Source organism: Actinoplanes sp. 13, from assembly GCF_056134165.1.
This window is the reverse complement of sequence record NZ_JBVYOQ010000004.1, coordinates 409,016-420,774: the sequence shown is the minus strand read 5'-3', so window position 1 is coordinate 420,774 and position 11,759 is coordinate 409,016. Positions and strand designations below refer to the sequence as shown.

The following is an 11,759-nucleotide window of genomic DNA, read 5'->3' as shown; positions in this document are numbered from 1 at the left end:
GCGATGGTGCGTCTTGTCGAAAAAGACCCTAGCCGGATCCGCGGCTGCCCGGCCCCGGAACGGTCAGACCGCTTTGCTGCGCCCGGCTTCGCGCGCCCCGTCGGGCAGGGCGGCGGTGTCGCGCAACGGCAGGTACGGCTCCTCGGCGGGCGGCATCCCGGCGGCGATGGCCCGGCTGCGGTGCAGTTCGGCGTCCAGCTCGGCGCCGAGCAGGATGGCGATGTTGGAGATCCACATCCAGACCAGGAAGACAGCGACCGCGCCGAGCGTGCCGTACGTCTTGTCGTAAGACCCGAAGTGGGCGGTGTAGATGCCGAAACCTACCGAGGCACCGACCCACAACAGGACGGCGAGCACACCGCCGGGGCTGATCCAGCGCAGCCCGGCCTGCCGGGCGTTGGGCGCGGCCCAGTAGAGCAGGCCGAGCACGATGCCGATCAGCATCAGCAGCACCGGCCACTTCGCGATCGACCACACCGTGACCGCGGTCGGCCCGGCGCCGATCAGCCGGCCCAACCACTCGGCCAGCTCGCCGGTGAACACCACGATCACGGCGCTGACCGCCAGCATGGCGCCGACCACCACGGTGACCGCCACCCGGATCGGCAGCGTCTTCCAGACCGGCCGGCCCTCGGGAACGTCATAGATGGCGTTCGAGGCGCGCATGAAGGCGCCCACGTAACCGGAGGCGGTCCACAGCGACCCGGCCAGGCCGGCCAGGGCCAGCCAGCCGGCCTTCTGCTGGTTCTGTCCCAGGTTCTGCAGGCTGCCGGTGAGGATGTCGCGGACCGGGCCCGGCGCCACCTGACCGAGACTGTCGAGCATCGGGTTGATCACGGTGGGACCGATCAGGCCCAGCACGGAGGCGAGCAGGATCATGCCGGGGAACAGCGAGAGGACGCCGTAGTACGTCAGCGCCGCGGCCCAGTCCATCAGCCCGTCGTCGTCGAACTCCTTGACGGTGCGTTTCGTGGTGGCCCACCACGCCGCACCGGACAGTCCGGACGGGCCGCGCGGCGGTTGCCCGGGCAGGTCGTCGACGCCGCTCATGGCTCGTTCATGCCCAGCCGGCCGGCACCTATTCCTCACTGTCGTCCCGAGGTGGACGAATCACCGATTCCGGGCCAACATCACCTCTAACGGATTAGCCCCGCGGCCCGGGGGTACGGCAGTAACCGAAGTGTCGTTCTGCATGAAGGACCCAGAGATGACCGCAGTAGCCGTTCCCGTCTTCGTCTCCCGCACCGACGAGGAGGCCGCCTCCGCCGCGACCCCGCCGGACCGCAGTCCCGACGTGATGCATCGGCTGCGGTTCCCGTTCCAGCCCGACGCCTCGGCCGAGACCGCGGACGCGGGCAAGGCCGCTGTCTGAGGCCCGGATGCATACCTCACGCGTCGCCGCCCGGCCATGACGGTCAAAGCTGCCGTCACCGACTGCCCCGCCGGGTTCGCGCACACCGCGGCGATCATCGGCGGCGGCCACGACCTGCACCGGGTCCTGATCCCCCAGGTCCGGCGCTGCCTCGCCCGCGGCGAGGACGTGCTGCTGGTCGTCGGCGACCAGACCCGCGCCGAGATGAGCGGCGAACTCACCGACCTGGCGGACGGTGTGCGATGGGCCCCGCCGGGGGCGTTCTACCAGCGTCTGGGTTTCGCCTACGAGGGGTTCCGGCGGATCCTCGCGGACCGGCGCCCCGGCGACCGCCGCCTGCACGTCGTCGCGGAGCCGGACCTGACCAGCGCGGTGGGCAGCGATCTGCCGACCGACCGCGCCGCCGCGTACCTCGCCTACGAAGCGGTCTGCAATGACACCTTCGCACCGTACGGGCTCGCGGTCACGTGCGTCTGGGACAGCCGCCGCCACGCGCCTTCGATCATCGACGGGGTACGGGCCACGCACGCCTACCAGCTGACGCCCGACGGCCTGGCTCCCAGCCGTGACTACCTGCCGCCGGAGCAGTTCCTCGCCCGGCACCGCGACCCGATGCCCGCCCCTCCCCCGCACGTCGACCACGACCTGTTCCTGACCGGCGCCCGCGAGCTGGGCGGCCTGCGGGCCACGCTCACCACCTGGAGCACCCGGCACGGTTTCGCCCGGGAGGCCGCGGACGACCTGGTCGTCTCGGCCGTGGAGGTGGCCACCAACGGCCTGCACCACGCGACGAGCCCGGTGCGGGTGCGCGCGTGGCGCCACGGCGACGTGCTGATCGTGCAGTGTGACGACTCCGGCGGGATGCCCGTGCCGGTGGCGGCGGGTTACCACCGGCCCAGCCCGGCCGCCGCGGTCCCGGGGGGCCGCGGGTTGTGGCTGGCACGCCAGCTCGCCGACGTGGTCCAGGTCGAGTCGGTGCCGGGCCGCACCCGGGTGCGGTTGTACTTCCCGTACGCCGTGACCCACCACCCCTGACACCCACGGGTACAGCAGGCTGTACGCCAGGTCTACCAGCAGCGGTATCGATCAACGCGCGCCGGGACGGAAGGCTTCGAGGAGTCAGACCGAGACCGCAGCGCAGGGAGAAAAACCGATGCCGAAGACTCGTACGACCGCCCTCACCTCCTTGCTGGCCCTCGCCGGCCTGGCCGTCGGCGGGGTGGTCGCCCCGCCTGCCTCACAGGCCTCCCGCGGCTCCGGCGACGCCGTGCGGAAAAGCCTCGACAGCCTGGTCCGCGACGACGGGTTCCCCGGTGCGACGGCCTCGGTCCGGCAGGCGGACGGCCGCGTGCGGAAGTACGCCGCCGGGGTGGCGAACGTGCGGACCAGGGAGCGGATGCCGGCCGACGGCCGGGTCCGGATCGCCAGCAACACCAAGATGTTCACCGCCACGGTGGTCCTGCAGCTCGTCGGCGAGGGCCGGATCGACCTGGACGAGCCGGTCGAGACGTACCTGCCGGGCCTGGTCCGCGGCGCCGGCGGCATCGACGGGCGGCAGATCACCGTGCGGCAGCTGCTCCAGCACACCAGCGGGCTGCCCGACTACGACGACGAGGTGTTCGCCGACCTCGCCACCGCGGTGCGCACCCACCACGAGCCGCACGACCTGCTGCGGATCGCCTTCGCGAAGGCGCCGGAGTCGCGGCCCGGCGAGAAGTTCGGGTACTCCAACACCAACTACATCCTGGCCGGCCTGATCATCCAGAAGGTCACCGGCCGTCCTGTCGGCGAGCAGATCACCGAACGCGTCATCGGACCGCTCCGGCTCCGGCACACGTACTGGCCGGCCGAGGGCGAGATGACGATCCGCGGCCCGCACCCGCGCGGCTACCTGCCCGCCGCCGACGGTGACACCCCGGCCGACATCACCGAGTCGGACCCGTCGGGCGGCTGGGCCGCGGGCGCGCTCGTCGGCACGCCCGGCGACATCAACCGCTTCCTGACCGGCCTGCTCGGCGGTGAGCTGCTGAAGCCGGCCCAGCTCGCCGAGATGAAGAAGACCGTCGACGCGCCCGGTTTCGACACGGTCGGCGGGTCGCGATACGGCCTCGGGATCGCCACGTTCGCGCTCAGCTGCGGCGGCTTCGCGTGGACGCACGGCGGGATCGCTCCCGGTTATGTGACCTATGTCGGGGTGGCGGCGTCCGGGAAGGCGGCGTCGATCGCGGTCAACTCGATGGTGGCCGAGGAATCCGCCGCCGAGCACCTGGACCAGGCGCTGGACACGGCTCTCTGCCGCTGACCGCCCGGCCGGGCCCACCCGGAGCCGGCGCCCGGCCCGGATCACGGGCGAGGCGCCGCGGTGATCACCACGTTGTCGCGGTAGTGCCGCGTCTTCGGGTCGAACGGTCCACCGCACGTGATCAGAGTCAGCCGCACCTCACCGTCCCGGGCGAAGTACTCCTGCAGCGGGATGGCCGTCTTGCGGTACCGCTCCCGGGCGATCACCTCGAACATCCGCGCCCGCTCCCCCGGCCCGGTCAGCGTCACCGTGTCCCCGGACCGCAGGTCGCCGAGCCGGAAGAACGCGCCCTCGCCCTCCGCGGCGCTGTCCACGTGCCCGGCCACGACGATCGAGCCGGCGTCCGCGCCGAAGCCGGGCCCGTACCGGTACCAGCCGACCCGGTCGACGCTCGGCGGGACGGCGAAGTCACCGGTGGAGGCTTCGATGCCGACGGCGTCGACGGTCGCGTCCAGGTCCAGGGCGGGAATCCGCAGCCGGGCGGGTGCGACCTCGGCGGCGCCGGTCGGCAGCACACCGTCCTGGACCGGCACCCGGGCCGGGGCGGAGGCCGGCGCGGAGGTGGCCGACACAGTGACCACGGGCGTTCCGAAGTCGTCGGCCGGCTGCGACTGGCACGCGGCGACGCCGGCCACGGTGGCCAGGGACACGCCGAGCGCCACGATCAGCAGGGCACGCCCCGGCGAGTGCCGGGGCGTGCTGTGGTGCCGGGAGGTGCTCATCGACGGGCGAGAGCCAGCCGGGAGAGGCCGAAGACGGCCAGCAGGATGCCGATGGCGCCGAGGCCGTACCAGGGCAGCGAGGTGTTGCCGTCGGCGCGGCCGCCGTCGCCGCTGGGGACGCCGCCGGGCGCGGAGTGCAGGCCCTCGATGGTCTGCGACACGATGTCGAGGGTGTCGTTCTCGGCGGAGCCCACGGCGTACACGATGGTGGCCGTGCCCTCCTTCAGGTCGAGGTCCGCCGGGCCGAGCACCCGGTCGTCGGTGCCGGCCAGCACCACGTCGGCGGAGACGGTGCCGGCGTCGAGGTCGGCCTTCTCCTCGTTCGGGTTGGTCAGACCTTCGAAGACCGGTTCGCCACCGGCCCGGACGTCGACGGCGGGGGCGGCGGCGGTGTGCCGCACGATCAGCCGGGTCTTGCCGGCCGCGAGCTTGGCGGTGTCGTTGGCGAACGGCGTCAGGGTCGGCTCGCCGGCCTCGTTGAGGTGGGCGACCAGGCTGATGTTCGCGTCGCCGGGGACCTCGGCGTCGTTGACGGTCAGCAGGGCCTCGCCGATGGCGTCGCCCGGCTTGGTCAGCGCGATGTCGTACTGGCCGGCGGGCAGGCTCAGCGGGCCGGCGATCTTGCCGGGCTGGAAGTCCGGCACGGTCTTCTCGCCGTTGACGTAGACGTCCACCGCCTGTCCGGGAATGCCGTGCACGACGGTCACCTGTGAGTTGGCCCGGGCGTAAGCCGGCGAGGTGGTGAGCGCGCCGGCGGTGCCGAGGGTGAGCAGGGTCACCGCGCTGACGGCAGCCACGCGGTGGAGGGGCACAATGCGCATCGGATCTCCTGAGTAGATCGTCCGTGGATTCGGTACACCCGGTCCTTCGCCCCCGCGACCGCGGCTGGATGCACCGGACGAAGAAAAAGACCTGGCACCCGGATCAGGCGACGATCGGTGCAACCGCCAAGGGCCCGCGGAACGAATCGTCAGTAGAGACGATGAGCGGGAGGCAGGGCGATGGGCGCGGACGACGAGCCGGGCCGGCTGCCCGGCGGGCAGCGACGCACACTGGAACCGGATGACCCGCGACGTCGATGGGAGGTGGACGGTGCAGCACCTGGATCCCGATCGGCTGGTCCTTCTCGCGCTCTCTGCGGATCCTGAGGAGTGCAGCGAGGCGGATCATCTGGCGCACTGCGGCGCCTGCCGGCACGAGATGGCCGTCCTGCGCGACGTCGCCGACATCGGTTCGCAGGCGCACGACATGCGGGATCTGCCTCCGCCACCGGATCACGTGTGGCGGGGCGTCGAAGCCGCCATCGCCCGCTCGCAGACATCTGCGGCACCGCAAGCGCTGCATACCCCGCGAGCACCGCATGCACCGGAGACGCCGAGGGAGCCGGTTACCGTGCTGGCGCACCGGCGCGAACGACCCCGCCCTCGCCGGTCCCGGTGGCCGGCGACGGTGATCGCCGCGGCCGTGGCGGCGGGGATCGCGGTGGCCGGCACGATGGCCGTCGAGCGGCTGACCGAGCGGCCCGCGGCCGAACAGGTCACCGCCCGGGCGACCCTCGCGCCGCTGGCGACGGTCCCGCCGGCCGCGGGCGGCGACGTGCGGGTGCTGGCCGGCAGCCGGCTCCGCGTCGACGTGCGCAACCTGCCGCTGACCACCGGCTTCCATCAGGTGTGGCTGATCGACCCGGACGATCTGACGAAGATGGTGGCGGTCGGCAGCCTGTCCGGCGAGCCGGACGTCTTGCTGCCGGTGCCCCCCGGCACCGACCTCAACCGGTACCGCCTGGTCGACGTGAGCGACGAGCCGAACGACGGGAACTCCGCGCACTCCGGCCGCAGCCTGCTGCGCGGAACGCTCACCTCTTGAGCGGACCCGACTCGATCGGGTCGGGCTCGATCGGGCCCGGCCGCGGTGGTGACCCCGGATGAGCGGCGCCGTGGCCCTTCACCGCCTGGTCCCCGGCGTACGCCCGGAGCACGGCGGCGACCTCACGCAGGAAGTCGACGGTGGCGGCGGCGTGCTCGGGTGCCAGCCGGGCCGCCGCCTGCTCGACGCCGTGGAACAGCGGCGACAGGGCGTCGATCACCTCCTGGTACGCCTTGTCGGTGGCGACGATGGTCTGCCTGCGCCGGTCGGAGGGGTGCGGCACCCGGCGCGCGTGCCCGGTGGCGCCCAGGCGGTCGACGAGGGTGGTGGCGGAGGCCGACCGGATGCTGAGCCGCTGCGCCAGCTCGGTCGGCCCGAGGCCGTCCGCGCTGCTCAGCAGGTGGTCGAGGGCCAGCGCGTCGGTGACCCCCACGCCGAGGCGGCGGGCCAGTCCCTGAGTCGCCTCGCCGTTGGCCAGGAGGAGCTCCCTGATCGCGAGAGCCATCTCACTGTGCTGCCGTGCCTGCCGCCTGGTCACCACGAAATCATAAGCCCGCCAGGTAGCAAGATTACCTTATTACTTGTATAACGAGAATCATGACGGCAGAGACACCTCTCCGGCGTCATGGCGCCCTACCGGCGTACCGGAGCTGACGTCGACACCGGAAGGCACCTGTCCTCATGCCCTCACAACCCCGTGCAGCCGCACCCGGCCCGAGCTCACCGCTGGAGGTGGAGGACCTCCGCAACCGGGTCCACAAGGAGATCGAGAGGTTCCTCTCCACGCAGGCCCGGGCGCTGGCCGCCGTCGACCCCGACTGTGCCCCGCTGGTGGGCTATGTCGGCGACCTGATGACGGGCGGCAAGCGGCTGCGGGCCGCGTTCTGTTACTGGGCGTGGCGGGCGGCCGGCGCCCCCGACGAGCCGACCGTCGTGGCGGCGGCCGCGGCCCTGGAGTTCTTCCAGGCCGCCGCGCTCATCCACGACGACATCATGGACGCCTCCGACACCCGTCGCGGCGCACCGGCGATGCACCGCCGGTTCGCGGCCCTGCATCGCGGCAACGACTGGACCGGCGACGCCGAGCACTTCGGGGTCTCCGCCGCCGTGCTGGCCGGTGACCTGTGCCTGACCTGGAGCGACGAGCTCTACACCGGCAGCGGCCTGCCGATGGCCGCCCTCACCCGTGGGCGCGCCGTCTTCAACAGCATGCGGACCCAGCTGATGGGCGGGCAGTACCTGGACCTGCTGGAGCAGGCGATCGGGGGCCGCCGGGCGGACGGCGCCCTGCAGCGGGCCCGCCGGGTCGTGCAGTACAAGAGCGCCCGGTACACCGTGGAGCATCCGCTGCTGCTCGGCGGGGAGCTGGCCGGTGCGAGCGAGGAGCTGCTGGCCGGGTTCTCCGCCTTCGGCCTGCCGCTCGGTGAGGCGTTCCAGCTGCGCGACGACGTTCTGGGCGTGTTCGGCGACACCGCCCGGACCGGCAAGCCCGCCGGCGACGACCTGCGCGAGGGCAAGCGCACGGTGCTGCTCGCACTCGCGCTGCAGAACGCCGGCGCGACCCAGCGAACAGCGATCGACACCCTGCTCGGCGACCCCGCCCTGGACGCCGCCGGCATCGACACGCTCCGCGAGATCATCGTGGACACCGGGGCGCTGACCGCGGTCGAAGACATGATCGCCGGCCTGCTGGAACGCTCCATGGCCGCCCTCGACACCCTGCCGATCGACAGCCTGAGCTGTTCGGTGCTGCTCGCCCTCGCCCGCGCCGCCACGAACCGCACATCCTGACCACCACGTCCGCCCGAGGCGCCGACGGCGATGTCCCGGTCCAGCGGATCGTCAGGCGCCCACCGGGGCCGCCTCCGCCACCCGGGCGCGGGCCCGCCCGTCGGTCTTCGCCCGGTACAGCGCCGCGTCGGCGCGCGCCACCAGCTCCTCGGGACCTTCCGTGCCGTCCAGCACGGCGATGCCGGCGGAGAACGTCTGACCGGACGGCACCACCTCCCGCAGGCGGCCGATCAGGCTCAGCGCGGCGTCCGCCGAGGCGCCCGGCAGGATGACGCCGAACTCCTCGCCGCCGTAGCGGTAGAGCACGTCGTCGCGGCCCGTCACGGCCTGCCACGCCGCCGCGGCGTCCCGGAGCAGCTGGTCACCCGCCTGGTGGCCGTACGTGTCGTTGAACCGCTTGAAATGATCCAGGTCGAGCAACGCGACCGCCAGGGGCTGCCGCACGCCGACGGCGTCATGCAGCCGCGCGTCCCACGAGCGGCGATTGCCGACCCCGGTGAGCCCGTCCCGGGCCGCCAGGTCCGACAGCTCCCGCGCCTGCCGCTCCACCTGCCTGGTCAATCCTGCCATCCGGCCGACGACCAGCAGGAACACCACGACACAGGCCACCCCGATCGGTACGGCGTCGACCGTCCGCCCGGACATCGCCTGCGCGAGCAGCAGCACCGGGCCGAACAGCGCGAGCCCAGCGAGCACCGCGAGCCGCCGGGTGGTCAGCCGTGGGGCCGGCGCCCCGGCGTCCGCGGTGAGCCGGGGCATCGACGGGTGCAGGGCCGCCGCTCCGAAGGCGGTGTAACTGAGGCAGTACAGCGCGCCGCCCCAGTAGGTCTCCACCGTTCCCTGCTCCGCCAGCGCCGCGTTCACCACGTCGCCGGCGAGCCAGCCGCAGACGGCGATCAGCAGCAGGTAGAGCGAGGTGTTGCGGGTGCCGCCGCCGGCCAGCAGGCGGGCCAGCACGACCAGCAACGCCACATCACCGAGCGGCAGCGCCAGCCGCATCAGCAGGATCGCGACCGGCTGGTCCGGCCCGGCGAGCGCCGGGGCGACCGCCACCAGCCAGATCGGCAGTGCCAGCGCGCAGGCCACGATCGCCGAGTCGATGACCACGCCCCGGTCCCGGCCCGCCGAGCGGTTCCGGACGATCATCGCGAGGCCGGCCGCCAGGGTCGGATAGGACAGCAGATAGATCCCGCTCTCCACGAGGAGCAGCGCCGGCGAGTCCGCGAGGAGCCAGGTCCGCAGGCCCATCACGACATCGCCGGTCAGGCTGACCTGCAGCGCGCCCCACACCAGCCACCACGCCACGGCCGGCCGGGGACGGTGCCGGCGCAGGCCCAGGAGCATCGCCACCGAGACACTGGCGCCGATCACCCCGTAGACCACGGCCTGCAGCACCGGGCCGGCCAGCGGGTAGAGCAGCGCCAGGACCACGCAGGTCGACAGGTAGACGCGGAACGGCCAGGCCTTCACGACGTCCTCCATCGGCAGCCGGGGGCACCGGGTGAGGACTACGGCAGGGTCCCGCTCCGCGTGCCCGGTCACGGCCCGGGGCCGGCTGCCGGAGACTGGCGTGGTGGACACTGACCGGCTGGTGCTGGAGCGGAGCGTGACGGTGTGCGGGACCTGCCCGCCGGACGAGGTGTGGGACCGCTACGTCCGCCCGCGCCGCTGGCCGCAGTGGTCACCCCAGATCCGGGCGGTCAGCTATCCCGCCGAGACGCTGACACCGGGCACCGGCGGCGTCGTCCACGGCCCGGCCGGCCTGCGGATCGGCTTCCGCATCCTGGACGTCGACGCCGCCGGCCCGGTCCGCGCCTGGTCCTGGCGCGTCTCGGCGGCCGGCGTCGTGCTGCGTCTGCGGCATGTCGTGGAGGCGGCCGGCGGAGGCACCCGGACCGTCCTGACGATGCGCGGTTTCGGGCCGGTGGTGCTCCTCTACGCCCCGGTCGCGCGGGTGGCGCTGCACCGGCTGGTCCGCCCGTGACGCCGGACCGGCCGGTGCCCGGGCGGCCCACGCGGACGTCCGGGCAACGGATCGACGGCAGCTCACTTCCGTACCACCCACCCGGAAGGCCCGGCCGCGGCCGGGTCCGGGTCACCGCCGGGGTAGGCCGGGGCGGTCCACCATGGCACGCTGGGCCCCGTGGCGGAGACCGTGATCGAACTCGATGCCGGCACACCGTGGGAACCGCCGCCGCCCCGGGCGGGCCGCGTCCGCCTGCCGGCCGCCGTCGCCGTGCCCGCCGTCCTGGCCCTGGTCCTCGGGACGCTCGCCGCGAGCGGGCCACCCACCGGCGCGAAACTGCTCTATGCCGTCGACAACCAGGTGCTCCAGGTCCAGGCCGCCGATGGGCGGCTGCACCTCACCCGGTACGTGGCGAACGCGCCCGGCTCGATGTTCGAGACCCGCCGGCTGTCCGACGGCCGGCTGCTCTGGGAGCGTCCCGCCGAGGCCGATCAGCAGTTGCTCACCACCGGCGACGGGGTGGTGATCCTGGTCAGCGAACCCCGGCCGGGCGGCCGCGCCGCCCCCGTCCTCACCGGCGTGGACGCCACGACAGGCGTGGAGCTGTGGTCGCGGCCGCGGGTCGCCTTCTACGGCGCCGCGGCCGGCGCCCTCATCGTTGCCGAGCCGGCACCGGACGGAGTGCCGCCGTGGCAACGGGAAGAGCCGCGGTTCCAGGCCCTCTCCTACCGGACCGGCGCGCCGGTGTGGGACGTCACGATCCCGGCGGGCTCGGCCATCAGCATCGACCGCCGGAACGACGCCGCGGCCCGGTTCGACGTGCTGGACCCCAGCGGCCGGCTGACCCGGCGCGACACCGCGACCGGCCGGGTCGTGCAGACCCACCAGCTCGACTGGTCCGGCCCGGTCGCCGAGCTCTACGCCGGTTCGATCGACGACACCGGCCGGCCCGCCGCCCAGGTCGTGGTCTATCCGGCCAGGTCGTACGAAGCCGTCGTCTTCGACACGCGCAGCGGCCGGTCGCTGTTCCGCCGGCCCCTCGACGTCGGCGACGGCGGCCTGTCCCAGCAGTGCACCGAGACCCTGTTCTGCTCCCCCGGCGACGACGGCATGGAGGCCGTCGACAGCGTCACCGGGCAGAGCCGGTGGCACCTCGCGGGACGGGACACGGTCCTCGCCTTCCACGGCGACCGTCTGCTGGTCGGCGCCCTCCGTGACGAGTCCGCCGTCGAACCGGAGAACATCGCGCTCGTCGACGGCCGCACCGGCGCCCTCGTCACCGACCTGGCCGGCTGGCACCTGCTGGGCCGCGGCACCGGCGGACGGCCGCTGCTGTGGCGGCCCGCCGGCAGCCGGACCGCCGTGCTCGGCGAGCTCGACCCGCGGACCGGGCGGATCACCGTCCACGGGCGCTCCGGCGACTGGTTCGGCAGCCCCCGGTGCTCCGCCGACGGCGCCGTCGTGGCCTGTGTGGTGGCCGGTGGCCGTCTCTCGGTCTGGCGCCTGCCGCGTTCCTGATCTCTCCGGACAGAACACCTGGGCGCATCCGTACAGGGGGCAACGTTTCTCAAGCGAGGAGATCCGATGCCCGCAGGTCGAGCCGCCGCCCGACCGCCGTCTTCGCCGGCGTCTTCGCCGGCGCGGACATCGTCGCCATGGGCGTCCTGGACGCCCTCGCCGAGGCCGTACCACCACCGCCGCGCCCCACCCCCCGCCTGCCACCCACCGTCCGCGTGCCGT

General features: G+C 73.4%; 12 protein-coding genes. 7 read left to right on the top strand and 5 right to left on the bottom strand.

Annotated features, from left to right (window positions below; all coding sequences use genetic code 11):
- Positions 1-63: 63 nt before the first annotated feature.
- A complete protein-coding gene (locus AC0NH5_RS12255; RefSeq protein WP_474402828.1) occupies positions 64-1,050 on the bottom strand; it encodes a YihY/virulence factor BrkB family protein in 987 nt (328 codons plus the stop codon).
- 157 nt (positions 1,051-1,207) lie between these two features.
- Between AC0NH5_RS12255 and AC0NH5_RS12250 the strand changes: the two genes are divergently transcribed.
- The 3 genes from AC0NH5_RS12250 (at position 1,208) to AC0NH5_RS12240 (ending at position 3,674) form a co-directional block, all read left to right on the top strand.
- On the top strand, positions 1,208-1,372 hold the full coding sequence (locus AC0NH5_RS12250; RefSeq protein WP_474402826.1) for a hypothetical protein: 165 nt from the start codon (positions 1,208-1,210) through the stop codon (positions 1,370-1,372).
- Between the two features lie 36 nt (positions 1,373-1,408).
- Positions 1,409-2,407, top strand: coding sequence for an MEDS domain-containing protein (locus AC0NH5_RS12245; RefSeq protein WP_474402824.1), 999 nt, complete (start codon positions 1,409-1,411; stop codon positions 2,405-2,407).
- 118 nt (positions 2,408-2,525) lie between these two features.
- Entirely contained in the window at positions 2,526-3,674 is a 1,149-nt protein-coding gene (locus AC0NH5_RS12240; protein WP_474402822.1) for a serine hydrolase domain-containing protein, read from the top strand.
- A 41-nt stretch (positions 3,675-3,715) separates the two neighbouring features.
- Here the strand turns inward: AC0NH5_RS12240 and AC0NH5_RS12235 are convergent, their stop codons facing one another.
- Both AC0NH5_RS12235 and AC0NH5_RS12230 read right to left on the bottom strand, forming a co-directional pair.
- Positions 3,716-4,396, bottom strand: a complete 681-nt coding sequence (locus AC0NH5_RS12235; RefSeq protein ID WP_474402820.1) for a class F sortase — start codon at positions 4,394-4,396, stop codon at positions 3,716-3,718.
- Positions 4,393-5,217 carry a DUF4397 domain-containing protein gene (locus AC0NH5_RS12230; protein WP_474402818.1) on the bottom strand — a complete coding sequence of 275 codons (825 nt, stop codon included), beginning with the start codon at positions 5,215-5,217 and terminating at the stop codon, positions 4,393-4,395. The genes AC0NH5_RS12235 and AC0NH5_RS12230 overlap by 4 nt, the downstream gene beginning before the upstream one ends.
- A 241-nt stretch (positions 5,218-5,458) precedes the next feature.
- Between AC0NH5_RS12230 and AC0NH5_RS12225 the strand changes: the two genes are divergently transcribed.
- Entirely contained in the window at positions 5,459-6,262 is an 804-nt protein-coding gene (locus AC0NH5_RS12225; protein ID WP_474402816.1) for an anti-sigma factor, read from the top strand.
- Here the strand turns inward: AC0NH5_RS12225 and AC0NH5_RS12220 are convergent.
- Complete coding sequence (locus tag AC0NH5_RS12220) at positions 6,252-6,767, bottom strand: MarR family winged helix-turn-helix transcriptional regulator (RefSeq protein WP_474402957.1); 516 nt, start codon at positions 6,765-6,767, stop codon at positions 6,252-6,254. The two genes, AC0NH5_RS12225 and AC0NH5_RS12220, sit on opposite strands and share 11 nt — an antisense overlap.
- A gap of 176 nt (positions 6,768-6,943) precedes the next feature.
- Here AC0NH5_RS12220 and AC0NH5_RS12215 point away from each other — a divergent pair, with 176 nt between their 5' ends.
- Positions 6,944-8,053, top strand: coding sequence for a polyprenyl synthetase family protein (locus tag AC0NH5_RS12215; RefSeq protein WP_474402815.1), 1,110 nt, complete (start codon positions 6,944-6,946; stop codon positions 8,051-8,053).
- 51 nt (positions 8,054-8,104) lie between these two features.
- Here AC0NH5_RS12215 and AC0NH5_RS12210 read toward each other — a convergent pair whose 3' ends face one another.
- Positions 8,105-9,634: a GGDEF domain-containing protein gene (locus AC0NH5_RS12210; RefSeq protein ID WP_474402813.1), complete on the bottom strand. Its 1,530-nt coding sequence runs from the start codon at positions 9,632-9,634 to the stop codon at positions 8,105-8,107.
- On the opposite strand from AC0NH5_RS12210, the gene AC0NH5_RS12205 reads away from it, so the two are divergent.
- Together AC0NH5_RS12205 and AC0NH5_RS12200 are read left to right on the top strand one after the other, a co-directional pair.
- Entirely contained in the window at positions 9,627-10,037 is a 411-nt protein-coding gene (locus AC0NH5_RS12205) for an SRPBCC family protein (protein ID WP_474402811.1), read from the top strand. The genes AC0NH5_RS12210 and AC0NH5_RS12205 overlap by 8 nt on opposite strands.
- Before the next feature lie 159 nt (positions 10,038-10,196).
- Positions 10,197-11,537 (top strand): outer membrane protein assembly factor BamB family protein, encoded by a 1,341-nt coding sequence (locus AC0NH5_RS12200; RefSeq protein ID WP_474402809.1) that lies wholly within the window; start codon positions 10,197-10,199, stop codon positions 11,535-11,537.
- Positions 11,538-11,759: the final 222 nt, after the last annotated feature.